We start from the raw sequence: 24,983 nt of genomic DNA on the forward strand, positions 1-24,983 counted from the left end.
ATGACGGTACTGATGGCGGTGCCGTAGATGGGGGAATTTGATGAGTCTGTCCAACCGCGAGTACGTGGGCCGGGCGCTTGAGGCCTTGGCGGTTGGCCTCGAGCCGTACATCGCAGGAGTGCTCGGTGAGGTAGCCCCCGGTGTGGCCTGGACCAAGATCATTCAGCACAAGGACGAGAACGCCGGACGCGCTGCGCAAACGTACGCGCCCACCGATCTCCATCTGCAGCTGCGCATTATGACTGAAGCCATGGGGTCACTTGGATACCCCTTCAACCTCCCGCACGATGCGCGCAACCACACCTCGGAGCTGCGCCAGGCACGCAACCTTTGGGCACACAACGAGTCCTTCGACGACCCCGATACCTTCCGTGCCTTGGACACCGCAGGACGACTGGCCAAGATTATCGGCTTGACCGGCACTTACAGCGAGTTGGCTGCGCTTCTGACCGAGTACCAGAACCGGTCTTCTCCGAACCGGGAGCAACCGGAACAAGACAAGCAGGCTCTGCCCGCCGCCGTCGCGCAGCCCGAGCTGCCGGAGGCAGGTTCTTCGGGTGAACCCGCACTCCTTGAACCGGCGGCGTCCGTTCCTCACGTTGTGGTCGAGGTGAATACTGCAGATGCACTGAGCTACGCGATGGCACATAACGGTTTCCGCTTCGTCCGGCAGGTCAAGATCACCAACACTGGCGCGGAAATTCGTGGTGCCGTGGTCCATGTGGAGGCCTTCGCGCAGTCGGGCCGGATCTCCGGCGACTTCCAGCAGTACGTGGACCTGGCCGCGGGCCAGACCCTCACGCTCGATGACCTCAACGTCCCAGTTGAGGCTGCCACCATGTATGAACTCGCGGACCGTCAGACGGGGAAAGTGCTGGTAACCGTCCAACCACCGGGCACCGATGGTACCGGGGTGGAGCTCGGCCGTGCAGAGAAGGACCTGACGCTCCTGCCCGCCCAGTTGTGGATTGCCGGACGGGGGCTCGTTTCCTACGAGTTCCTGGCCGCGTACGTACAACCTCATCACCCCAGCATCGCCAAGCTCATGTCCGAGGCCGCCGACGTCCTCGTCCAAACAACGGGCAGCGGTAGCTTTGACGGGTACCTGGAAGACGGGGACCGGGTTGACCAGATCGTGTTCGCCATCGCCCAGGCCATGAGCGCCCGTGACATCCGTTACAGCATGCCGCCCGCCAGCTGGGGACTTGAAGGCCAGCAGGTCCGCACGCCGGGGCAGGTCCTTGAAGACCGTCTGGGCACGTGCCTCGACACCACGCTGGTCCTGGCCGCCGCATTAGAATTCTGTGGCATCAGGCCTCTGCTCTGGCTGGTGGACGGCCACGCCTTCCTCGGCTATTGGCGCGAGGAAGGCAGCCTCAGCACTGCAGCATCCGACGACGTTCCCGAGCTGGTCAGCCTTGTACAGCGGGGCTTCATCGGTCTCGTGGAAACCACGCTCCTTACCGGCAGTCAGCCGATCTCGGCGGCCGCTCTCCGCAGTAGGCCGCTGAACCGTTATGTGGAAAGCGGTAATGACGAGATCAACGCGGTCACTGATATTAGGCGCGCCCGCCTCGATGGCATCTACCCGCTGCCTGCCCGCACCGTGTCCGACGCCGGAACCTACACCGTGGTCAACTACGTTCCGGAAACCAAGACTGCGCCGGCGCTGCCAGAGAAGGCAGCTTCTAGCGGAGGAACGGCCAGGACCACAACCGATGTTCCACCCCGGGTGCTCCAATGGAAGAACGCCCTGCTGGACCTGAGCCTGCGAAACAGGCTCATCAACTTCACTGATACCGCGCGGTTCCCCCTTGCCGTGCCTACCGCTTGGATGGGCGCCTTCGAGGACCTCATCAGCAAGGGCACGCCCGTCAGCCTGCTTCCGTCAAACCAGATCAGTGCCATCCACCAGGAGCGCGGCATCCGCTTCGGCAAGGACCTTCCCCAGGACGAACTCGCGGACCTGCTTAGCTCCAAAAAGTCCGTGTTCGCCGAGGTCAGCGAAGACGGTTACAACGCCAAGATGCGCGGGCTCGCCTACAAAGCTAAGACCCAGCTGGAGGAAACCGGAGCCAACAACCTCTACCTGGCCATCGGCAGCCTGATGTGGGAGCTGGACGGCCGGGCGCTTCGGTCCCCGCTGGTTCTGGTCCCGGTCAAACTCACTTCCGCAGGAAAAAACGGTCTGTACCGGGTCACTCTCGATGGGACCGGCCAGTCCACGCCAAACTATTGCCTCCTCGAGAAGCTGGCGCAGTCCCATGACCTGCGCATTCCGGGCCTCGCCGAGCCGGAGGAAGACGGATCCGGAATCGATCTGGACGCCGCGTTCGCGGCTGTGCGGGCCGCCGTTTCGGCCAAGGGCCTGGCTTTCCGCGTGGAAAACACCGTGGACCTGTCCATGTTGCAGTTCGCCAAATTCCGCCTGTGGAAGGACCTTGACGAGAACTGGAAGGAATTCACAGCCAACAGCCTGGTCAATCACCTGATCAGCACCCCCACAGAACTCTATTCTGATGGCGTTCCCGTCACGCCCGACGTCGACCTGGACGCCCTTGCGGCGCAGTGTCCAATACCAGCGGACTCGTCCCAGCTGGAGGCAGTCGCGTCTGCAGTCGCCGGTCAGACCTTCGTCCTGGAAGGTCCTCCGGGCACCGGAAAGTCACAGACCATTACCAACCTCTTGACCCGCGCCATTGTTGACGGCAAACGGGTCTTGTTTGTCGCGGAGAAGCGCGCAGCACTCGATGTTGTTCAGAGGCGGCTCGACGACGTCGGAATGGGGCCGTTCTCCCTTGACCTGCATGACAAGGGCAGCAAGCCGGCGGTGGTCAGGGCTCAGATCAAACAGGCACTGGAGCTGCGGCTGTCCGCGAATCAGCAGCAGCTGGAGACCGCCTCCGCCGACCTTGCCTCAGCCCGGCGTGGATTGATCCGCTACGCCAACAACGTCCATGAGGAGAACCGCGCGCAGCTGTCCCTGTACAGCGCGCGGACCAAGGCGCTGACCTATGAACCTGACTCCGCCACAGTGCCGCTCAGTCCGGAGCTGGTCGCGTCCTGGAATGATTCCACCCTGAACTCGATCCGGCAGGTATTCCGGGAGCTTCCGGAGTTCGCCGACCCCGTCCGTCCTGGTCCTGACCACCCATGGCGGTTTGCCTCCGTCGCCAGCGGTGGGCAGCAGGAGCAGCAACTGCTCGCTCTGGGGAGCCGCCTCAACGATGCGCTGAATGCCTTGCGGCCAACGCCAGGACTGCCGTCGGTTCTGGACGCAGCGCAGACACCTGCCGACGTCACAACGCTCGCCACTCTGCTGCAGGACCGAGACGTTCCGTTGGGGACCCTCGATGTGGTCCGCTCCACCGGTTGGTCGGTTAATGCTGAACAGCTGGAGAAGCTGGTTACGGCCTTTGCCTCCGTCCAGCATCCAGGCCTTGAGCAAGTTGCGCCGGCGGCTATGGACCTTCCTCTGCCAGAAATCCTCGGCCGCGCACAGCAGGCCGCAGCTTCCGGGTTCTGGGGACGCAAAAAGCGGTTGCTGGCGGTGGCCGCCGAACTGTCTTCCGTGCTTGTTCCCGGAGCTGAGATCCGCCACAAGGAGCTTGTGCCGCTGCTGGAGAAACTGGTGGCCGTCCAGCACGAGGTCTCCGGCCTGCGGGCAACCCGCGGCTCGTTGCCGGGCCTGCCCGCGGACCAGCAATGGAACCCTCTGACGCCGGACGCCCAAGCCGACCTGCGACACCGCATTTCCTGGCTGCGCTGGGCCGCGCAGGCGGTACAGCCGTCTCCGGAGCCTGCCGTTGCGAGCTTCCAGAGTGAGCTCCGTTCTTTCCTGAGCGATGCCCCCGACGTCCACCGGAACGTTGTCGGCTGGCTGCGGGAGCTTTCCCAGGCCTGGGAAGAATTCCTGAAGATCCAAGGTGTCGGTAGCGACGACCTGCGCGCGTGGACCGGTGAGCGCGGCTTCCTGGCCCGATGGTGGGAAACGTCCGTGGCGCGGCGGCTGGACGCGGCGGCGTCGGTGCCGCTGACCCGGTGGCTCGAGTTGGTCCGTCATGTCGAACCGCTGCGTGCCGCGGGGCTGCTGGACGCCCGTAGCGCCATCCTCGACGGCGAGCTGGACGCTGATGACGCCGCAGCAGCATTTGAACGCGGCCTGGCTGAGGGGTCGCTGGCTGAACGGCGCATCGCTACCGGATTGGGGGACTTTGATGCCGCCGTGCACGAGCGCACAATCGAGCGGTTCACCACGCGTGCGGAAGCGGTACGCGAGCTGCTCAAAACCAACCTCCCCGCCGGGGTCCTGCGCTCCCGCACGGTCTCATCGTCGTCGACTTCTGGACGCATGGGCGAGCTGCAACGGCAACTGACCAGGCAGCGAGGTGGGTTGTCTGTCCGAAAACTGATGGAACACTACGCAGACCTCATCACGGGGATCATGCCCTGCACTCTGGTCAGCCCGGATTCGGTGGCGCGGTTCTTCCCTGCCAAGGCCGGTCTGTTCGACATCGTGGTATTCGATGAAGCCTCACAGATCCGGGTTGCCGACGCGGTCGGCGCCATGGGCCGCGGTGCGTCAGTGGTAGTGGTGGGTGACAGCAAGCAGATGCCGCCCACGTCTTTTGCAGAGATTTCCTCTGACTCCGGCAGTGACGAGGAGGCCGAGATCTCCGTGGTGGAGGATATGGAGTCGATCCTTTCCGAGTGCGTGGAAGCGCGGGTGCCGCGACAGTGGCTGTCCTGGCACTACCGGAGCCAGGACGAATCGCTGATTGCCTTCAGTAACCAGCAGTACTACGACAGCAAGCTTTCCTCGTTCCCGGGCCCATCCCACGGTGCTGCGAATGCGGGCGTACGCGGGCACGGCGTGAACTTTGTCCGCGTGGACGGCCAGTTCCACCGCTCGGGACCGTCCAAGGTCCTTCGTACCAATCCGGTGGAGGCCGCTGCCGTAGTGGCCGAGATCCGCCGGCGCTTCGATTCGGATTCCTCAGGTTCCCCGTCCGTGGGTGTGGTGACGTTCAACCTGCAGCAGCGGGCACTCATCGAAGGCCTGCTTCGCGACACTGACGATCCCCGGATTATCAAAGCGCTGGACGAGGATGCAGAAGGTTTGTTCGTCAAGAACCTTGAGAACGTTCAAGGTGACGAGCGGGACGTCATCCTGTTCTCGACTGGCTTCAGCAAGAACGACAAGGGGTACCTGCCGTTGAACTTTGGTCCCTTGAACCGATCGGGTGGGGAACGGCGCCTCAACGTTGCTATCACCCGTGCACGCCGGCAAGTTATGGTGTTCTCCAGCTTCAACCCGGCCGATCTGCGCTCCGAGGAAACCAGCTCCGTTGGCATTAAGCACCTCCGGTCCTACCTTGATCTGGCCGAGCAGGGGACCGCTGCTCTGCCCTACGACGGGCGCCGCGCTGCCAGCGTCGACCTGCACCGGGAAGAGATAGCCGACGCGCTGCGTGACCGTGGGTTCGTCATTGCTACAGACGTGGGGCTGTCCGACTTCAAAGTGGATATCAGCGTTGCCGTTCCCGACAACCCCAATCGCCCGTTGATGGCCGTCCTTCTGGACAACCCCGCGTGGGCTTCCCGCCGGACGGCGGGCGACCGGGACGGGCTTCCCGGGGATGTTCTTACCCGCATGATGCGCTGGCCCGCAGTGCAGCGGGTCTGGCTGCCAGCCTGGCTGGCCGACCGGAACGCGGTGCTGGACAAGCTTGAAGCTGCTCTGGAGGAAGCGTACGAGGCGGCAGCTCCTGCTTCTGAACCTCAGGGTGCGTTGACTGGCGGAACTCCCGCGGTGATGCGCTCCGGACGACGGGCGGCAGTGGCGGCCGCACCTGAGCAGGAGTTCGTTCTGGTAGCCGGCAAGGACACTTCGGCGCTTGGCCAGGGAACCCTCCTGGAAGCCGTTCAAGCGAACCCCAGGCCAGGCACGCTTGTTACCGCATCCGCCCAGTCCAGCTACGAGCCTTGGACTGTCCGGCGCTTCGGCGGCCTTGAAGTACTGGACACACTTCACTCCCGCCGCTCTGTAACAGCCGTACGCGGAGCTATCCAAGATGTGATCGCAGCAGAAGGACCTATCCACCAGGAGCGGCTCGCCAAGCTCGTCTGCGCTGCTTTTGAACTCAACAAGGTGAACTCGCAAAGGGCAAATTCCGTACTCGATGTTTTGGACGAATCACTCCACTACTGCGACGCCGACGGTTTTATCTGGGACGCCTCAGTGGACCGGGAGATGTGGGAGCAGTTCCGCCCGAACAGCGCTGACATCATGAGGAAGCCTGAGCACATCAGCGTTGTCGAAATTCGGAATGCAATGGTCGACATCGTGCGGCTCTCCGGTGGCATCGCAATGGATGAGCTCCACCGAGAAACCATCAGGACCTTCGGGGGCAAGCGTTTGACGGCAGGTGTGACAGCTCGCCTGAATGAAGGTCTGCAGTATGGCGTCGACACGAAGAGGCTTGAGCTTCGAGGTGCATTCGTGCAGCTGGCTAGCTAGGCGAACAAGGCATTTAGGCAATCATTTTTTCCCAGAAGGCATAGCAAGCGGGCCTGCAGATGCCGTTAGCTAGCTGGCGCTCGCACCCTAAACAAATTGATTCAAATTTTGATCGGAGTTCCCATGTCCCAAGAACCCACACTGCTCTTTCTGCACGGTGTCGGAGACGGAAACAGAGACCGTGCGTGGCTGACTGGCCTTGAGGCGGCGTTATCGCGCCTGGGGTATCCGGGCATAAACCCTGAACGCATACTTGCACCCAGATATGCTCACGCACTCAGGGACAGTGATGAATCCTTCCCTCTTCCGAAGATCAACGTTAAGCAGCCCGCGAGGGACAAGGTCCGCCAGAATCGCCGGGATTTTGAGCGACGCACAGCTGCGCTGGAGTTTCGGTTAGGAAGACATGACCACGGAACCGGCTGGGGTGGCGCCGAACTAGTGGTTAACGGGGCGGCGAACCTTCCCGGTTTCGCGCAAGTCCGAAAGTACCTCGGTGACGCTGACGTCAGAGCACAGGTTCTGCGGCTCATCCTTAGCAAACTGCCCACAGCCGGCCGGATAGTAATTGTTGGTCATAGCCTAGGGTCAGTAATTGCTGCAGACCTGATTCAGCGGTTGCCAAAGGAGCTCGAGGTGGTCGGTATGGTCACCATCGGCAGCCCACTGGCGAGCGGCAGATTCAATGTCGACAAACTGCGCGAAAATATGCAGGAGCCTCCCACCAACTTGGCTTGGTGGGCAAATTTCTGGAACGTGCTGGACCCAGTAGCGGCCCACAGAGGCCTGTCGTCGGTGTACAACTGGATGCTTGACTTCCGAATTGGAACTGGATTCAACCAACGTGTAGACGACGCCGAAACGTACCTTTCACACGATGCCGTCGCCGAAGCCGTGGGGTTTGGGCTCTTCGGATCCAAGTCCAAGGAAATCGTCCTTGCGGAGCGAGGTCTCGATATTCCACTGGATGCGTCTGAACTGACTGCCTTGGTGGCACTGCGTTATGCCCATCTGCTCAAGGAACGGCTTGACGGCGAACAGGGTATTCGATTTGCTGGAGCGTTGCGGCAAGTGCAGGCCACAGTCGTCGATGAAATTCGTCAAAGGAATGAGGAAGCGGGGAGGCCGCTGCCCTCTCAAGTTGCAAGGCTGGCCTTCGACGCATCAGACTCGAATGCGAACGTCCCTGAGCCCCTGCCGAGCCGTCACCTCACTAAAGAGGACGCGGTAACGCTACTGACAGTTCTGGCATCCGAAAATGTGATCCGGCCGTTTGATATCAATGTAGACCGCGGTAAATGGCTCGGCGCAATGCAGGAGCTTACCTCGGAGATGGGGTTGGGTAGCCAGTACGGTACTCACGTTTTTGAGGCTGCCAAAGAGGCCCAAGATGTGCTCAGTGGAGCGCTCGTAATTGATTGGAAGAAATGGGGAGCACTCGGCGCGGGCGCCGTTGCACTAGTCGTTGCTACAGGCGGACTGGCCCTGGCTGCGGCACCTGGGGTAGTCGGGGCCGCAGTCATCACGAGTGCCCTGGCCGGATTCGGTCCTGGAGGAATGATTGGTGGACTTCTAACTGCGGGAACGCTGGTGGGTGCGGGTGGTGGTGGCATCGCCTTTAGCCTTGCCAGTCCCGGCACTTCAGCCGAAACCGTCGAAGCAGTGATTCAGCGCCGCTTGGCGGCCGCGATACTGCGCCAGCGGCAAAACCTTGAACCGGACTACACGTTGTGGAGCATCCTAACTTCAAACGAGATAACAGTCCGCCGCGAATATGAGCGGCTGGACGAGTTCTCCGATGAGTCCGCTCAGGCACTGAAAGAGCTGAAGAAGAAGCTTGAGACAATTGGAAGGGCAATGAAGTATTTGTCCGAGAATGGCCTTGAACCGAAGCTGGTTGAAGATCTAGTGGAAGATGCAGAGGACCTGGCGGAGAGCCAGGACGCTGCTGCGCGCCAGCCCTCACCACTTAGCTAGGCGTACTGTTCACCGAGGTTGGAACGCACGGCTCGCAGCCTCATGCCCAGGGCGGGTGGCGCGTCTAATCGGCCAGTTCTTGCTCTTGTATATGGTCTGAGGAAACCTGACTCGGCGATCGGCTGCGGCCGTTTCCATACTGTGGAATTCCGAGAGGGTCTCGAGGACGAACAAAAATGGAGTCCCAACGATCATGAAGTTTTTGAAAGCAATAATGAAATTTTTCAAAGTCCGCGTTCTGCTTTGGCTTGTCCTGCTGGTCGTCGTGCTAGCTGCTGCAGGAACGGGCGTCGCATTTGCAACCGGCGGACTCAACGCGCTCGCACTCAGATCGCTATTCACCAGCAGCTCGCACGAACGTGATTCGCAGGTGGTTCAGTCTGTTACTCGCTTGCAAGAGGTCGCGCTGCTCAGCCTTCACATCGAGGGTATCTCGAGGCACGAAAGCAATGGAGAGGTTCTCGGTATGGCCATACCCGCGAGCGAGAAAACGACCCTGATTCAGTATCAGTTCGACGCAAAATTAGGCATCGATGGGTCACAGGTAAAGATCGAACCCACCGGTCCAAAGTCCTTTCGGTTGACCATTCCTCCATTCATTGGCATCGGCTTCGACAAGCCCACGTTCGAGGACCCCCTCGAGAGCAACAACGCGCTTGGCTGGCTGGCAACGCCAGCAGTTGAAACTCGCATGGTCAACAACATCCTCAGTGACGAGAACAAGCAGAAGTACATCTCGCAAAACGAAGTAGCGCTGAAGGAACAGGCGAAGGTCTTCTACTCCGGGCTCATCGCTAACGTGGATCCCGAGATCACGGTGGAATTTGTGTTTTCAGGATAGATGCCTGCAGCGCCCCGCCCACGCCGCATGAGCCCGAGAGAATGCTGCCGCAGTGACGCCTCCGAGTGCGCGCCCACAGCCTTGGCGCCGCCGTTGTTGCGGGCAATGCCCCTGCTCTTTGGGGTTCGGCAGGATCAACCACCGGCCGAGTCGGGCGCCGTTTCGACGAGCTCGACCACAGCCAACTCCAACCGGAACACCCACAGCAGCACATCCTCATCCGGCACGTACCAGTCGCGGGCCGGGACCCTCCGGAAGCCCAGGGATTCGTAAAGAGCATGCGCCCGTTCCATGAATGTTGCGCTCGTTATGCTGATCGCCTTGATATTCGGCAACGACTCCGCGTGTTCGATGAGCCGCCGGACAAGGGCACGCCCAACGCCACCGCCCTGGCGTGCCGGGTCCACGGCGAGCATCCGGAACTCCAGCTCCCCGTCCCGCGCGATCTCGCTGTACGGCTGGCCGGCGAACGTCAGCGTCACCGCCGCCACCACCTTCCCGGCGGCCTCGGCGACCCACACCTCCGCGTGCTCGGCGCGGTGCTCCACGTCCTCCAGCACGCCCATGTACGGGTGGTCGGCGGCAAAGTGCCCGGCCCGAAGGTAGGCGTCGCGGGTGATGCGCCGGACCTCTGCAAAGTCGGCCGGCAACGCGCGCCGGAAGGAAAGGCTCACGAAGAAGCGCCCGAGGCGGCTGTAGTCCGCTCGACATAGTGGCCCAGCTGTGCCAGATCCGGCTGCGACGACGGATCGCCGACTGCATCCGCACCCACGGCATTCGCCACGGCGAGAGCCTGCGTGTAATCCAGCCCGCTCCGCAGCGCCAGAACTAGGGCAGCGCAGAACGCGTCGCCCGCTCCGATCGTGTTCGCCACGGTCACGGCAGCAGCAGGCGCCTCGGCCACCCGCCGCCCACGCTCGAACATCGCCGAGCCGTCCTTCCCGTACGTCACGGCCACGAGCTTCGCATCAGCCAGTGCCGGGATCAGCTCGTACTCAGTCTCGTTGACGATCACCAGGTCGCACCGCTCCAGCAGCTCCGCCGGCAGGTCCATCGCGGGTGCCGCGTTCAGCACGAAGAACCCGGATGCCTTCCGCGCCGCCTCCAGCACCACGTCGAGGCCGACTTCAAGCTGGCACAGCACCGCCTCGTCCGCCCGGAACTCTACGCCCTCCATGGAAAATCCAGCGTTCGCCCCCGGGCACACCACGATCTGGTTTTCGCCGCCGCGGTCCACCACGATTAGCGCCGTCCCGGTCGGCTCCGAAAGCTGAGCAACATCGGACGTATCGACGCCGGCAGCTGCCAAAGCGTCCAGCATCCGCTGCCCGGGCGCGTCCTTGCCGACGGCGCCGACCATCCGGGCGCTGCCGCCCAGCCGGGCGGCAGCAGCGGCCTGGTTGGCGCCCTTGCCGCCGGGCTGCTCGGACAGGACGGCGCCGCCGATGGTTTCGCCCGCCGTGGGAAGCCGGTCCGTTGTGGCGATCATGTCGAGATTGATGCTGCCGACGACGGTGACGGCAGGAAGCTGAGTGCTCATGAGGAAGTCCTATCAGGTCGAGCCAGGGGTGGCTGAATTAGGAAATAGTGTACGGCATGGTTGTACTTGTTCGTCATACATGGTTGTATAACAACTGATTTCCCAACGGCAGGACCTCCTGCAGAGAACAATGGAGTTTGATGTGAACACCCCAGCCACGGCCAGCACCTCGCCGCCCACCGCCGTCGAAAGCGAAACCGACGTGAACAAACTTGCCGGCCGCCCGGCCGCCCTGCTGATCACCACCTTGCTGCTCGGCGTGCTGTCCTTCCAGCTCAACGCCAGCATGGTCACCCCGGCGTTGCCCCAGATCGCCGCCAGCTTCGGCCAGGCCGCCGACGCCGCAGCCCCCGTGCAGTCCATGTTCTTCCTCGCCGGCGCCATCGCCGGCCCCGTGATCGGCAGGTGGAGCGACTTCATCGGCCGCCGCCCGGCCCTCCTGCTGGTGCTGGCCATCATGGGCGCCGGAACCATCCTCTGCATCGCGGCGCCCACGCTGCCGCTGCTCGTCGCCGGCCGCTTCCTGCAGGGCGTGTCCAGTGCCGTCTTCGCACTGTCCTACATCGTGCTCAGCGAGAACCTGCAGCCGCGCGTCTTCGGCACCTCGGTCGGCATCATCGCCGCCATCAACGGCGGCATCGGGGGAGTGGACGGCTACGTCGGCGGGCTGATGTCCGAGACCCTCGGCTTCCGGTCCATCTTCGCCGTCGTCCTGGTGCTCACCGCCGTCGCCGCCGGCTGCATCCTCAAGACCGTCCCGAAGGGCCGGCCGCAGCACGTCCGCGGCGCCATGGACTGGTGGGGAGCGGGCTCGCTCTCGGTGTTCCTGGTGTTCATCACGTACTTCGTCTCCGGCGGGTCGGCCGCCGGGTGGACCGCACCCGGCACCCTGGCCCTGCTGGCCGGCACGATCGCGTCCTTCGCCGCCTTCTGGCTGATCGAGAAGCGGCGGAGCCATCCGCTCATCGCCGTCCACCACCTGCGCTCCCGCCAGGTGTGGCCCGTCATCGCCTCTACCGTCCTGACCCTCGCCGGCATCTTCGCCATCATGAACTTCACCGTGGTGCTGCTCAGCCAGGACAAGGGCTCCGGCTTCGGGCTCAGCCCGTCACTCTCCGCCCTGCTGTTCCTCACCCCGGCCGCGCTCATCGGCGTCTTCGCCGCGCCGCTCGCCGGCTGGCTCGCCGGCCGCCGCGGCTGGATCAAGGTCCTCCGCACCGGCACCGCACTGAGCCTGGCCTGCGCCGCAGCTGCGGCCGCCGCATTCCCGAGCAACCAGATCGCGGTGATGGTCGCTGTCGCGGCCCTCGGCATCTTCTACAACGGCCTCTTCCTCACCGCCATCAACGGACTCTCCGTCCTGCTCTCGCCCAAGGAAGCACCCGCTTCCCTGCCCAGCATCAACGGTGCCTCCTTCGGCATCGGGGCGAGCCTCGGCGTCGTAATTGTTGCCCCGTTCGCCGCCCAGGCGACCGCAGCCGGCTACGCCACAGCCCTCTGGATCTCGGTGGGCATCACCGCCGCCGCGTTCATCATCAGCCTCTTCGTCCCCGCCCCCAAGGGCGAAACCCACTAGACCCTCCGCACCAACCGAAAGAAGAACCACCCATGACCAGCTTCCCGTTCTACCTCGACTGCGACACCGGCATCGACGACGCCCTCGCCCTGGCCTACCTGCTCGCCTCCCCGCAGGCGGACGTGCGGGGGATCGGTACCGTGAGCGGCAACGTCAGTGCCGCCGTCGGCGCCCGCAACACCCTGGACCTGCTCGAGCTCGCCGGGCACGCGCACATCCCCGTCGCCCTCGGCGCGCACGACCCCCTCGCCGGCTCTTTCGGCGGGGGAGCGCCGTGGGTGCACGGCGCCAACGGCATCGGTGAGGTGGAGCTTACGACGGCGGATGCTGAGCTTGCGTCCGAGACCGCGGCGGAGATGCTGGTGCGGCTCGCTCGTTCTCATCCCGGGACCCTGCGGGTCCTGGCGATCGGCCCGCTCACCAACATCGCCGAGGCGCTGCGGCTGGAGCCCTCCCTGCCTGAGCTGGTTGCGGAAATCACCATCATGGGCGGCGCGGCCCTGGCCCCGGGGAACCTCACGCCCGTGGCGGAGGCGAACATCGCCAACGACCCCGAGGCCGCCGCCCTGGTGCTGGCCGCCGGCTGGAACGTGACCCTGGTGCCCCTGGACGTGACCATGACCAACGTGCTGGAGGAGAACCACCGGCAATCGCTTCTTGCTTCGCCCGGAGCCGTGCCGCGGGCGCTGGGGGAGATGCTGGGCTACTACTTCCGGTTCTACGAGGGCCTGTTCGGCCGCGCCTGCTCCGCCATGCACGACCCGCTTGCCGCGGCGATTGCTGTTGGTGCTGTTAGGCCCGCCCTTGCGCCGGTGGTGCATGTCGACGTCGACACCACGTCCGGGCCCAGCCGCGGGCAGACCGTCTGCGACATGCGCGGGCTGTACATGGACTACCCGGAGCAGCCCGGCGCCCGTTGCCGGGTCGTGCTGTCGCTGGAGGATGACTTCGCGCCGCACCTGGTGGAGACGCTGCTGACCCTGCAACCGGCGGGGGAGCCAGCACTCGCCGGTTGAGTCAGGCGAAACCACCCACCTGCCACTAAGAGTTTTTGGGCAGATACGACGACTTGGAAACGATTCAAACCCGAGTATCTGCCCAAAAACTCCCGGCCCCCGACGGGATTCAAGGGCCGGGGATAAGGGTCCTTGGCCAGACAAACTGCCAGTTCCGCGTGGGCGAACGCGGTCACGGGGCTGCTGCCAGGCTAATTACGGCGTTCTGCCAGGCTCACCCACCGAGGGCAGAGGAAGCGCGGAACGCCGAATACCGGGGATCGTCACGTCCCACCAGCTGTCCCAGCGCTTTCACACCTTCCGCGTCCGCTGAACCCATATCGGTGGCAAGCCAGCGCATGAGCAGTCCAGCATCCCCACTGGCCCGCACCGCCGAACCAACGGCCAGGTCCAGCTGGTCCCGCAGCAGTTGCACCGCCAGAGCCCCAGACCGGCTAAGCAGGGGAGCGGAGTACGCATCCAGCGCTTCCGCTACTAGCCCCTCCCGCAGCAGCCGCAGCACACGCCCCGAGTCAGAACATCCGGCCAAACCTGCAGCCAACCGATACGGGTTCGACTCCACGGCGACGCCCAGCAGCGACCGCACCCGGAACATCTCGGTCCGGATGGCCTGCGGCGTACCCGCATCCCCGTGCAGCTCGTACGCCAGTTCGTCGGCGCTCCACCCCTGGGAACGGGAGTCCAGCAGCGCCAGGATCTCCGCCCGGCGCAGGGTCAGCGGCACCCGGCTGCCGTCGGCAAACACCGCGGCAGGCCGGTCCCCAAGCAGCTCCAGCGAAGAAACAGCGGCAACAGCCCGCCGCGCACCCTGCCGGGACGTACGCACGGAAGACGAGGCACCCACGGAGGCGCCGCCGTCGGACGTTCCCAGCAGCGACTCCGCCACCCGGACCGCGCACCGCACCATCCGCAGCGTGTCCGCACTGATGGTGTCCAGGGGGCCGGAGACGTCCAGCACGCCCAGCAGCGCACCCGTCAAAGGGTCCGTGATAGGCGCCGCGGTGCAGGCCCAGTCGTGGTGGGTTCGGACCAGGTGCTCGGCGGAGAACAGCTGCACCGGGCCGCCGGTGACCAGCGCCTCGCTGATGGCGTTGGTGCCGATGCCCGCCTCGGACCAGTCCGCACCTTCGGAAAACTCCAGCCGGTCCGCCCGCCGCAACGCCTCCCGGCTGCCCACGCGCCACAGGATCTCGCCGCCGGCATCGGTGAGCACCAGCAGGTGCCGGCCGGAACTGGAATCGTCGGCCAGCAGGTCCTGCAGCGCCGGCATCACGCGCTGCAGCCGGTGCTCCCGCCGCAGCTGCAGCACCTCGGACGGATCGTGCACGTGTCGCGGGCTGTGCTGGTCCGGGCTGATGCCCAGCGCCATCGACCGGCGCCACGACTCAGCCAGCGGCACGGGGATCTCCGGGCGCGGGACACCGGAGATGACCAGCTCGTGCGCCCGACGCAGGGCGCGCGCGTACTTCGCCGGGTCCGAGAACCTCAGGCCGTAGTCCACCGTCTCCTCCTCACCGCCGGCGTCCTTGCCGGCAGTGCCCGTGTAACGCGCTTGTTACCCCCGCCGCGTTCCAATAGTGATGCAGCTCACGCCCGCACCAGCATACCGCAGGGACACCGGCGGGAGGGGGGCAGCCCGGACCACCCGAGGGACCGCACACAAAGGAGTGGAGATGACCGAAACACCCACCGCCGCCGCACAGGCCTGGCTGGCCAGCCTGGACGGCGCGCTGCAGCGCCGCGACGTGGACGCCGCGCTGGACCTCTTCGAGGACGAAAGCTACTGGCGCGACTTCGTGGCGTTCACCTGGAACCTGAAAACACTGGAAGGCAAAGCGGACATCCGCCGCATGCTCGAGGCCACATTGGACCACGTCCAGCCCGCCAACTGGGCGCTCGCCGAGGACGCCACCGGCAGCGCCGGCGCCGACGGGACAGTGGAAGCCTGGATCACATTCGAAACAGGCGCCGCCCGCGGCTACGGCCACCTCCGGCTGCGGAACGGCAGGTGCTGGACGCTGCTCACCACCATGCAGGAGCTGAAGGGCTTCGAGGAGAAGAAGGGCCCGCGCCGGGAACAGGGCGTGGCGCACCAGATCGTCCGCGGCCGCCGCTCCTGGAAGGAACTCAAGGAGGAACAGGAAGCGCGGCTGGGCTACGAGGAGCAGCCCTACTGCGTGATCATCGGCGGCGGGCAGGGCGGCATCGGCCTCGCGGCCCGGCTGCGGCGGCTCGGCGTGCCCACCATCGTGATCGAGAAGAACCAGAACCCGGGCGACTCCTGGCGGAACCGCTACAAGTCCCTGCACCTGCACGACCCCGTCTGGTACGACCACCTGCCCTACATGAAATTCCCGGACGACTGGCCCGTCTTCGCCGCCAAGGACAAGATCGGCGACTGGCTGGAGCACTACACGCGCATCATGGAGCTGAACTACTGGTCCGGCACCGAGTGCGTGGGCGCGGAGTACGACGACGGCACGCAGGAATGGGCGGTCAGCGTCCTCCGCAACGGCGAACCGGTGACGTTGCGGCCCAGGCAGCTCGTCTTCGCCCTGGGCGTCTCCGGCTACCCGAACATCCCCGCGTTCGACGGTGCCGAGAGCTTCCTGGGGGAGCAGCGGCACTCCTCCCAGCACCCCGGCGGCGGGGACTGGACCGGGAAGAAGGCGGTGGTGATCGGCTCCAACAACTCGGCGCATGACATCTGCGCGGACCTGTGGGAGCACGGCGCCGACGTCACCATGGTGCAGCGGTCCTCCACCCACATTGCCCGCAGCGAATCGCTGATGGACCTGGCACTCGGGGACCTGTACTCGGAGAAGGCGCTCGCCAACGGCGTCACCACGGAGAAGGCGGACCTGCTGTTCGCGTCCCTTCCGTACCGGATCCTGCCCGATGCCCAGGTGCCCGTGTACCAGGAGATGGCCCGGCGGGACGCCGAGTTCTACTCGCAGCTGGAGGCCGCCGGGTTTGACCTGGACTTCGGCGTGGACGGATCCGGCCTGTTCCTGAAGTACCTGCGGCGCGGCTCCGGCTACTACATCGACGTCGGCGCCTCCCAGCTGGTCATCGACGGCCGGGTGAAGCTGAAGTCCGGGCAGGTTTCCAAGATCACCGGCAACGCCGTGGTGATGGACGACGGCACCGAGCTGGAGGCCGACCTCATCGTCTACGCCACCGGCTACGGATCCATGAACGGCTGGCTGGCGGACCTGGTCTCTCCCGAAATCGCGGACAAAGTAGGAAAATGCTGGGGATACGGTTCAGACACGCCAAAAGACCCTGGCCCCTGGGAGGGGGAGCTGCGCAACATGTGGAAACCGACCAACGTCCCCAACCTCTGGATCCACGGCGGCAACCTGCACCAGAGCCGGCACTACTCCTCCTACCTGGCACTGCAGCTCAAGGCCCGGATGGAAGGGCTGGAGACTCCGGTGTACGAACTGCAGCCCAGTCACCACACCCGCTAAGGAGAGCCCATCATGAAGGCAGCCCGATTCCACGCCCGCAAGGACATCCGGATCGAGGACATCCCGGAGCCGGAACTCCGCGCCGGGGCGGTGAAGATCGACGTCGCGTGGTGCGGGATCTGCGGCACGGACCTGCACGAATACCTGGAAGGGCCCATCTTCTGTCCTCCTCCCGGCCAGCCGCATCCGCTGTCCCACGAGGAATCCCCGGTGACCCTGGGGCACGAATTCTCCGGCACTGTCTCGGAAATCGGCGAAGGGGTGACGGGCCTGGCGAAAGGGGACAACGTCGTCGTCGAACCCTATTTTGTGGACGGCGACTGCGACATGTGCCAGGCCGGCAGCTACCACCTGTGCCGGCAGATGGGCTTCATCGGGCTGTCCGGCGGCGGGGGAGGGCTGAGCGAGAAGATCGTGGTGGACCAGCGGTGGGTGCACGCCATCGGGGACATTCCGCTGGATGAGGCGGCGCTGATCGAGCCGCTGTCCGTGGCCCACCACGCCGTGGCGCGCAGCGGCGTGAAGGCCGGCGACACCGCGCTGGTGGGCGGGTCCGGGCCGATCGGGCTGCTCACCGCCGCCGTCCTGAAGGGCATGGGGGTGACCACGATCATCAGCGAACTCACCCAGGCACGCAAGGAGAAGGCCACCTCCAGCGGCGTGGCGGACCACGTGCTGGACCCGAGCCAGGAGGACGTCCCGGCGCGGGTGCGCGAGCTGACCGGCGGGACGGGGGCCGACGTCGCGTTCGAATGCGCCGGCGTGAACGCGGTGCTGGACACCATGCTCGACGCCGTCCGGCCCGGCGCCGTGGTGGTCAACGTGTCCATCTGGGGTGCGCCTGCCACAGTGGACATGCAGAAGCTGGTGCTCAAGGAGATCGACCTGCGCGGCACCATCGCCTACGTCCGGGACCACCCCGCCGTGATCAAGATGGTGCAGGAGGGCAAGGTGGACCTCAAGCCGTTCATCACCGGCCGGATCGCGCTGGAGGACCTGGTGGAGCAGGGCTTCGACACCCTGATCAACCACAAGGACACGGCGGTCAAGGTGCTGGTGCACCCGTAGGGGCTGTGGGCGGCCGCGCGTCAGGGGAGCGGGTGCCGTTCGCCCACGCTGACGGAGGACGACGGCGGCAGGTACTCCCGCCGTCGTCGTTCCATCCGTTGCTGCTGGCCCGGTGACGGGATGTTGGCACGCTTGGCGCGGTTGCATCTGGCGCAGGCCGCAAGTGGGCTCAGGGGCGAACGGGTGTGGCCGCCTCTTTTCCCACGACCGTTGTCCACGGGCGGGCGGTCCACGATGTCACCACGCCGGCGGTGACGTAAGGATCGGCGGCTGCAAAAGCCTGTGCAGCCTCGAGGGCGTTCTCGCCACTGAAGATCAGCAACCCAGTGAAGGGTCCCTCCCCAACGGCTCCACCCAGCAGAAGGTCGCCCCGTTCCACTGCTTCCCACGCCGCCCTGAGGTGGTCTGAGCGGTATTTTTCGCGGGTCTGAAGGTAGTTGTCCTCATAGGTGTATTCGAGCACGGCGTGCATGGGTGTCCGTCCATTTCGTTCAGGGGTTTTCACTCGTTGTAGAAGTAGCGTACCCACGGGGACTCAATCTGCCGTCGTCCCTTTGCGAGGGTGTCGCCCCGCGGGCGGCAGGGCCTTACTCGACGGCCATCTCCCCGAGCTTGGACCACCCGTCCACCTTGACGTTGACGATGTCCGGGGTCCGTGCCAAGTAGGCCGGCAGTTCTGCGGTGGCCTTCCTGAAATGCTCCGACCTCACGTGTTCGCCCCCGGCGTCGTCATCCCGGAACGCCTCGATCAGGACGTACGTATTGAGGTCCTCAAGCGAGCGTGCCCACTCGAAAAAGAGGCAGCCTTCCTCAGCGTTGGTCTTGTCCGTGAACTCGCGGGCGATCTCCGGCCAGTTGTCGGCGTGCTCGGGCTTGACGGGAAATTTTGCGGTGATGAAGATCATCGGTTCTCCTTGCGGTTTGCAGTTCGTCCTTGGGGGACATCAGGGGACCAGAATGGCGCGGCCGCGGACCTTGCCGGCGTCGAGGTCGCTGACCGCCTGTTGGAAGTCGTCGAGGGCGTATTTCTGGGTATGAAGGGTGACGGCGCCCCGCGCCGCCAAGGCCATCAGGTCCTGAAGGTCGTTGTAGGAACCCACCAGGTTGCCGATGATGTTGATTTCGGAGGAGATGATGTCGATCGTGGGCACGGTGATGTTTTCCCCGTATCCCACCACGAAGTAGTCGCCGGCTTCGCGGAGCATCGCAATACCCTCGGAGGTGGCCCCGCCTTCGCCCACGAAGTCGAGGAGCACCTCGGCGCCCCTGCCGTCGGTGAGTGCCCGCACCTGCTCCACCTGTGTGCCGTCCGCGATGACCCCCTCATCGGCGCCGATGGATTTGGCCAGTTCCAGGGCTGCCGGGTTGCGGTCGACGACGATGATCCGGGCCGGGGTGAGGGCCTTGAGCACCTGGATGCCGATGTGGCCCAGACCCCCTGCCCCGATGACCACGCAGTTGTCCCGGGGCGTCAGCCGCTTGGCCGCCTTGGCGGCAGCGTGGTAGGCGGTGAGGCCGGCATCGGCCAGGGCCGCGACGTCCGCTGGTTCCAGCGAGTCGTCGATCTTCACCACCGAGCGGGCGGAGGTGAGCAGGTACTCGGCATATCCGCCGTGGGTGTCGATGCCGGGGAACCTGCTGTTCTCGCAGTGCACGTCGTCGCCGGAGCGGCAGGCCCGGCAGAGCCCGCACGTGATCAGCGGATGGAGGATCACCTTGTCGCCCTCCTTGACGTTGGTCACGGCACTGCCGACGGCGTGCACCCAGCCCGCGTTCTCGTGCCCGATGGTGTAGGGCAGCTCAACCTGGGACTTTTCCGCCCACTGGCCCTCCAAGATGTGCAGGTCGGTGCGGCAGACGCCGGCTCCGCCGATTTTGACGACGACGTCCAGCGGTCCTGCCACCTCCGGGATGGGCGCCTCGGTCATTTTCAGGCCCTCGTGGTAGCCGACCACCTGGACGGCCCGCATCGTATTCATCGCTTGTTCTCCTTGACTGAGAGGGAAAGAAGGTGGTGGTGGTCTGCCGGTTCGGCCCCGTCCGGCCGGTCGGTCTGGTCGGCGCCCGAGCCGGCGTAGCGTGTCCGCAGCAGGCCGCGGCAGAAATGGGCGTTCCCGTCAATGGAAATGCGCGTGGAACGCGCCCGCCTTAGCGCCATCGGCACGTTGTCCGGCGGGTAGGGGATGTTGTTATGGTCAACGAGGACGGCGGCGGCAGGTTCCGTCGGCAGTCCAAGCGCCACCCGCCGTCGTACTAAAGCGTCCTTGGACCGGCCGGCCGGCAGGTCACCCAGCAGCACCGTCCCGACGCTTTCTTCCGCCCGCGCCGGATCGGCCCGCAGCAGTTCGGTAAGGCAGCGCTCCATCGCGGCGGTGTGCGCTTTGCGGCGGAACGTCCACCGCAGCTCCTCCAGGCTTTCCTCCGCTTCGTGGCCGAAGGTGCCGCGGTATCCTGCGTCAGCCGCGAGGCCGGCGTTGATGAGGTCAGAGTCGTGGTGGTCATCGAGCTCAACCACCACCTTCGCCACCCCGGGCAGCGCCCAGATCACGTCCTTGCTGTCCGACGCCATCAGGTAGGCGAAGTTCGGCGAGCAGAAGGACGTCGGCAGACGCAGGTGCACGGTCACCACGGCACCGGCCAGGGAGCCGGTGATCTCGAGGGAACGGACGAAGCCCAGATCCGTGATCGGCTCGTCCAGCTCGGGATCCAGCACTGCTCCCAGCGCCTGGCGGACATCCTCTGCCGTCACCGCCACGTGCCGGCCGGTGCGCTCCGTCAATGCCGCCGTCATGCCGCGCCCGCCAGGTCCGCCCGTTCCGGCTGGCGCGGCCCTGTCTTTGTCTCGTCCGCGTCCGGGAGCTGGAGCTCCGCGGGCACCGGGATGTCGTACATCTTCGCCGCGTTGAGCCCGAGGATCTTCTTCTTCTGGTTCACGGTGAGCGGGGCGTATTCGGTCATGTCTTCGGGGATCTGGAAGTCAACGAAGCGCTCGATCAGCCACCGGGGTGACCAGATGGCGTAGTCGCTGGAGAACTGGATCCGGTCCTCCCCGATCCAGTAGATGAGCTCGCCCATGATCTGCGCGAAGTACCGCGGCCGGGTGTGCATGAAGGGAATGGCGACGGCGAGGCCGCCGTGGACGTTGGGTTCCTGGGTGGCGATCCAGCAAAAATCCTCGAGCCGGGGCAGGCCGACGTGCTCCACCACGAAGTTCAGGTCGTTGAAGTCGGAGGCGGCGTGGTCGACGTCGGCGACGTCGAAGGCGTCCCGGTCCAGCGGGCGGACGGTAGGGCCCTTGTGGATGTGAATGTTCTTGATGCCGAGCTTGCGGCACTCCTCGAAATACCGGTAGGACCAGGGATCGGAGAGCTTGTACCCGCGGGACTCGCCGCGCCATTCGGCGGTGTAGAGCTTGACCCCCTTGAACTTCATCCTCTCGTGGTCCGCGCGGAGCCGGTCCAGGCCGGCCTCGCCTTCGCGCGGGTCATAACAATGGTTGTAGGTGAGCTTGTCCGGATGCGCCGCAGCCAGGCCGTACGCCTCCTCCACCTGCGCGAAGCCGTTCTTGTAGAACTCCCCGAGGTAGGCCGGCTGGAAGATCGCGTGGTCCACGTAGCCGTCCTCGAACAGGTCCTTCATGAGGCGTTCGCCGCCCTGGTAAAGGAATTCCTCGTAGGGCCAGTGCTCCTGCTCCGGACCGAGGTTGCGGTGGTAGTCGTAGAAGCAATCGATGAACTGCTTGCCCTGGATATTCCGCTGGTTCTCCGGGCGGGCGTCCCACAATGCGATGTGGGCGTCGACGATGAAGTAGTTCTCGCCGTCTTTGCTGTACATATCGTTCTCCTCCCCGCGACTGCCATAGTCGCGACAGAGATGACGCTATGGCCAAAAGGCACCTGTCAACCTGTGACCGGTGTCTCATTTTGAGACACGTTTGCATCGCCTTTTGAAGCACCGCCCCGTAATCTCGAATGACCAAAACAAGGAGGGCGGCAATGGTGCCGGAGCAGAACGTTCCCGTCCCGCGGCCACAGGCCAGCGGGCCGGGAGGCATGATGGCTACTGTCTCAAGGCGCCTGCTTGCCTCATGGCAGCGCAGTGAGGAATACGGCGTCTCGGCCGAGGTGATCGACCCCGTCTGGGCCGGGTCTGCGGCCGGAGACTCGCTGTTTTACCAGTGCGGCCAGGAGGTGCTCACGGGGCTGCACCAGACGCTGGCCAACGAGCCGCTAAGCCTGATGCTCACCGACGCCGACGGGCTGGTCCTCAACCGCTTCAGTGGCGACACGTCACTGTTGCGGGCACTGGACAAGGTCCATCTGGCTCCCGGTTTTGCCTTTTCCGAGCGGGAGGCGGGAACCAGCGGGTTGGGCATGGCGCTGGCGGACCGGACGCCCAGCCTGGTTCGTGCCGAGGAACACTACAGCGCAAGCCTCCGGACGTACACCTGCGCTGCCGTGCCGGTGATCGATCCCCTCAGCGGACGCCTCGAGGGCAGCGTGAACATCACCACCTGGTCCAGGTCTTCGCCGGAGTTGCTCCTGGCTCTGGCCCAGTCGGCAGCGAGCAACACCGCTGCCCTCATGCTCGCCAAGTCGGGTGGCCACAGGCCGAAAGCGGGACCCAAGGGCGGTGTCTTCCGGGTGCAGCGGGGCCGGGTCGAGCCGGGCGCGGGAACACTGCGCGCCATGTCCCCGGACTGGACGGAGGCACTGGACCGTGCGGTCTTGGCCCTTCGGGCAGACAGGGTGGTTGCCGCCGTCGGAGAACCAGGATCCGGGCGCGCCACCTTGCTGGGGCAAGCGATCCGCCAGGCGCGCCCCGGGAGCCGCATCCTGTGTGCAGCAGCTCCGGAACCCGAGGACGTGGAGGCGTGGCTGTCGCTCTGGACCCCCGAGCTGTCCAAGCCCGATACCGCCGTGATCGTGGAAAACGTCGACCTCCTGCCTGCCTGGGCGGCGCAGGAGTTGAGCGCCCGGGCTGCCGCCGCTGTTCAGGCGCTGCCCGTACCGGCTGAGAGTGCACCCGCGATCACCTGGGCCATGACCGCGGAGGACCTGGGCGCCGTCCCGCAGCCATTGGCCGCCATGGTGGAAACCGTGGTGCCGGTGCCTGCCCTGCGTGAACGCCCCGCTGACGTGATGCCCCTGGCACGGTACGCCGCACGCCAAACGCGTATGCGTGAAGTGGATTTCACCGCTGCCGCCGAACACGCGCTGACTGGCTATGGGTGGCCAGGCAATGCGGATGAACTTTTCACCATGGTCAATGACGCGGCCATGCGTACGGAAACCGTCGATGTGCGGCATCTGCCCTCCCATCTCGTGGGACGCGCCGGGCCACACCTGACCCGGATCGAGGCCGTCGAGAGGGACGAGATCGTCCGGTGCCTTTCGCGGCCGGGCATCACGGTGGCGGCGGCCGCCCATGAACTGGGAATGAGCAGGGCCACCATTTACCGCCGGATGGCCCGCCTGGGAATCACCGCGCCGAAGTAAGGCTGGGTCGGGCCACCCTGGCAAGAGGGTTCAGGCCCCGAGCAGGTTCGCCAGTTCAGGGATGCTTGACGCCACAAGGTCCCAGTCGCCTTCCGGGACCAGGTCCTTCACCTGGCCGGGGCCGTGTTCTGTGGGGCGGGCAATGAACGCCGTCGCCAGACCCGCTTGCCGGGCAGCTCGCAGGTCGCTGTTGTGGGCCGCCGCGAGCATCACCTCGCCGGGCCCGAGGTCCAGGAACTCCGCCGTGCGGAGGTAGGCCTGGGGCAAGGGCTTGTAGGTGCGCGTCATGTCCGAACCGATGATCACATCCCACGGCAGGCGGGCGTTCCTGGCCATGTCCAGCAACAGTGAGGTGTTTCCATTGGACAGCGGCCCCACGATGTAGTGGCGGCGGATGCTTGCCAGGCCCTCCACACTGTCCGGCCACGGCGGCAGCCGGTGCCAGGATTTGTTCAGCTCCTTCAGGGTCTCGCTGGAAACCCGTTCCGGACTCATGCCGTGATGGCGGAGGGCCTCGTCGAGGTTTTCGCGGTGCAGTGTGTCCAGCTTTGTGAAGCCGCGCTGTCCGGAGCGGATGGCTTCCATGGCCGGCTGGTAGAGGGCCCGCCAGTGGTCCGCGAAGGCGTGCGCGTCAAGGGCGACCCCTTGTGCCGTGGTGAAAGCTGCCACCTCCCGTGCAACGCCGGTGCGCCAGTCCACCACGGTCCCGAAGGTGTCGAAGAGGACGGCGCGCACCGGGCGCCCGGATGATGGTGAACGGTACGGCTGGAAACTCATGCTGTGTCCTTTCCTGGCTGCCGCGCCGGTTAGTCTGGCAGCATGCGAACTGATTTCAGTCCCACGGCGACGTCCGCCCGCGATTTCTACCGGCTGCTCACCGCGGTGGTGGTGCCCCGGCCCATCGCATGGGTTTCGAGCGTTTCTCCGGAGGGCGTTGACAACGTGGCCCCGCACTCCTTCTTCACGGTAGCCTCAACCAACCCGCCCATCGTGCAGTTCACCTCGGTGGGCGAGAAGGATTCGCTCCGCAACATCACCGCGTCCGGTGAATTTGTGGTCAACCTGGCCCCGGCCGCGCTCCTGGAAGAGGTCAACGCCACCGGCACCAACTTTCCGCCGCACGTCAGCGAGTTCGACGCCGCCGGCCTGACCCGGGAGCCGAGCCTCACCGTGGCCGCACCCCGCGTCAAGGAATCACCGGCGGTGCTGGAATGCCGTCTCCATTCCGTGCTGCCGATGGGGGACTCCACCCTGGTTTTCGGCGAAGTGACCCACGCCGCCGTGAGCGATGCCGTGCTCGACGGCAGCCACCCGCGGATCGACCTGCTCGAGCCGCTGGCCCGGCTGGGGCTGGACGAGTGGGGCACACTCGGCGACATCCAGGACCTGACCCGGATCCGGCTCAAGGACTGGCCAGGCCACTTCCGTCCCAAAATTTAGAGGCAGCCGGCTCTCGTTGCGTGTAGGGGAGTTG

General features: G+C 65.2%; 18 protein-coding genes. 9 read left to right on the forward strand and 9 right to left on the reverse strand.

Going from position 1 to position 24,983, the window contains the following annotated elements:
• Window positions 1-40 precede the first annotated feature (40 nt).
• The 3 genes from ACFUTU_RS01510 to ACFUTU_RS01520 all read left to right on the forward strand — a co-directional run bounded on the left by ACFUTU_RS01510 (window position 41) and on the right by ACFUTU_RS01520 (window position 9,338).
• Window positions 41-6,520: a DUF3320 domain-containing protein gene (locus tag ACFUTU_RS01510; protein WP_377960011.1), complete on the forward strand. Its 6,480-nt coding sequence runs from the start codon at window positions 41-43 to the stop codon at window positions 6,518-6,520.
• 645 nt (window positions 6,521-7,165) lie between these two features.
• A complete protein-coding gene (locus ACFUTU_RS01515; protein WP_377960012.1) occupies window positions 7,166-8,497 on the forward strand; it encodes a hypothetical protein in 1,332 nt (443 codons plus the stop codon).
• Window positions 8,498-8,690: 193 nt separating this feature from the next.
• On the forward strand, window positions 8,691-9,338 hold the full coding sequence (locus ACFUTU_RS01520; protein ID WP_377960013.1) for a hypothetical protein: 648 nt from the start codon (window positions 8,691-8,693) through the stop codon (window positions 9,336-9,338).
• A gap of 134 nt (window positions 9,339-9,472) precedes the next feature.
• Here ACFUTU_RS01520 and ACFUTU_RS01525 read toward each other — a convergent pair whose 3' ends face one another.
• Complete coding sequence (locus tag ACFUTU_RS01525; RefSeq protein WP_377960014.1) at window positions 9,473-10,012, reverse strand: GNAT family N-acetyltransferase; 540 nt, start codon at window positions 10,010-10,012, stop codon at window positions 9,473-9,475.
• On the reverse strand, window positions 10,009-10,878 hold the full coding sequence (locus ACFUTU_RS01530; RefSeq protein ID WP_377960015.1) for a ribokinase: 870 nt from the start codon (window positions 10,876-10,878) through the stop codon (window positions 10,009-10,011). Before ACFUTU_RS01530 ends, ACFUTU_RS01525 begins: the two co-directional genes overlap by 4 nt.
• Before the next feature lie 142 nt (window positions 10,879-11,020).
• Between ACFUTU_RS01530 and ACFUTU_RS01535 the strand changes: the two genes are divergently transcribed.
• The gene (locus ACFUTU_RS01535) at window positions 11,021-12,454 is read left to right on the forward strand and encodes an MFS transporter (RefSeq protein ID WP_377960016.1); all 1,434 of its coding nucleotides are present in this window, start codon (window positions 11,021-11,023) and stop codon (window positions 12,452-12,454) included.
• Between the two features lie 32 nt (window positions 12,455-12,486).
• A complete protein-coding gene (locus ACFUTU_RS01540) occupies window positions 12,487-13,470 on the forward strand; it encodes a nucleoside hydrolase (protein WP_377960017.1) in 984 nt (327 codons plus the stop codon).
• A gap of 214 nt (window positions 13,471-13,684) precedes the next feature.
• Here ACFUTU_RS01540 and ACFUTU_RS01545 read toward each other — a convergent pair whose 3' ends face one another.
• On the reverse strand, window positions 13,685-14,971 hold the full coding sequence (locus ACFUTU_RS01545; protein WP_377960018.1) for a GAF domain-containing protein: 1,287 nt from the start codon (window positions 14,969-14,971) through the stop codon (window positions 13,685-13,687).
• A 172-nt stretch (window positions 14,972-15,143) separates the two neighbouring features.
• Between ACFUTU_RS01545 and ACFUTU_RS01550 the strand changes: the two genes are divergently transcribed.
• Together ACFUTU_RS01550 and ACFUTU_RS01555 are read left to right on the forward strand one after the other, a co-directional pair.
• Window positions 15,144-16,943 carry an NAD(P)-binding domain-containing protein gene (locus ACFUTU_RS01550; protein WP_377960019.1) on the forward strand — a complete coding sequence of 600 codons (1,800 nt, stop codon included), beginning with the start codon at window positions 15,144-15,146 and terminating at the stop codon, window positions 16,941-16,943.
• A 12-nt stretch (window positions 16,944-16,955) separates the two neighbouring features.
• Window positions 16,956-18,011 (forward strand): 2,3-butanediol dehydrogenase, encoded by a 1,056-nt coding sequence (locus ACFUTU_RS01555; RefSeq protein WP_377960020.1) that lies wholly within the window; start codon window positions 16,956-16,958, stop codon window positions 18,009-18,011.
• Window positions 18,012-18,180: 169 nt separating this feature from the next.
• Here ACFUTU_RS01555 and ACFUTU_RS01560 read toward each other — a convergent pair whose 3' ends face one another.
• The 5 genes from ACFUTU_RS01560 to ACFUTU_RS01580 all read right to left on the reverse strand — a co-directional run bounded on the left by ACFUTU_RS01560 (window position 18,181) and on the right by ACFUTU_RS01580 (window position 21,845).
• Window positions 18,181-18,483, reverse strand: a complete 303-nt coding sequence (locus ACFUTU_RS01560; protein ID WP_377960021.1) for a YciI-like protein — start codon at window positions 18,481-18,483, stop codon at window positions 18,181-18,183.
• Window positions 18,484-18,598: 115 nt separating this feature from the next.
• Window positions 18,599-18,916: a putative quinol monooxygenase gene (locus tag ACFUTU_RS01565; RefSeq protein ID WP_377960022.1), complete on the reverse strand. Its 318-nt coding sequence runs from the start codon at window positions 18,914-18,916 to the stop codon at window positions 18,599-18,601.
• A gap of 39 nt (window positions 18,917-18,955) precedes the next feature.
• On the reverse strand, window positions 18,956-19,990 hold the full coding sequence (locus ACFUTU_RS01570; RefSeq protein WP_377960023.1) for an NAD(P)-dependent alcohol dehydrogenase: 1,035 nt from the start codon (window positions 19,988-19,990) through the stop codon (window positions 18,956-18,958).
• A complete protein-coding gene (locus tag ACFUTU_RS01575; RefSeq protein WP_377960024.1) occupies window positions 19,987-20,802 on the reverse strand; it encodes a metal-sulfur cluster assembly factor in 816 nt (271 codons plus the stop codon). The genes ACFUTU_RS01570 and ACFUTU_RS01575 overlap by 4 nt, the downstream gene beginning before the upstream one ends.
• Window positions 20,799-21,845, reverse strand: coding sequence for an amidohydrolase family protein (locus tag ACFUTU_RS01580; RefSeq protein WP_377960025.1), 1,047 nt, complete (start codon window positions 21,843-21,845; stop codon window positions 20,799-20,801). The genes ACFUTU_RS01575 and ACFUTU_RS01580 overlap by 4 nt, the downstream gene beginning before the upstream one ends.
• Before the next feature lie 161 nt (window positions 21,846-22,006).
• Between ACFUTU_RS01580 and ACFUTU_RS01585 the strand changes: the two genes are divergently transcribed.
• Window positions 22,007-23,509, forward strand: coding sequence for a helix-turn-helix domain-containing protein (locus tag ACFUTU_RS01585; RefSeq protein WP_377960026.1), 1,503 nt, complete (start codon window positions 22,007-22,009; stop codon window positions 23,507-23,509).
• A 30-nt stretch (window positions 23,510-23,539) separates the two neighbouring features.
• On the opposite strand, the gene ACFUTU_RS01590 is transcribed toward ACFUTU_RS01585, so the two are convergent.
• Entirely contained in the window at window positions 23,540-24,286 is a 747-nt protein-coding gene (locus ACFUTU_RS01590) for a haloacid dehalogenase type II (RefSeq protein ID WP_377960027.1), read from the reverse strand.
• A gap of 42 nt (window positions 24,287-24,328) precedes the next feature.
• Here ACFUTU_RS01590 and ACFUTU_RS01595 point away from each other — a divergent pair, with 42 nt between their 5' ends.
• Entirely contained in the window at window positions 24,329-24,949 is a 621-nt protein-coding gene (locus ACFUTU_RS01595) for a flavin reductase family protein (RefSeq protein WP_377960028.1), read from the forward strand.
• Window positions 24,950-24,983 lie beyond the last annotated feature (34 nt).

It is taken from the genome of Arthrobacter sp. NPDC057388 (assembly GCF_042668165.1).
Taxonomy (GTDB): domain Bacteria; phylum Actinomycetota; class Actinomycetes; order Actinomycetales; family Micrococcaceae; genus Arthrobacter.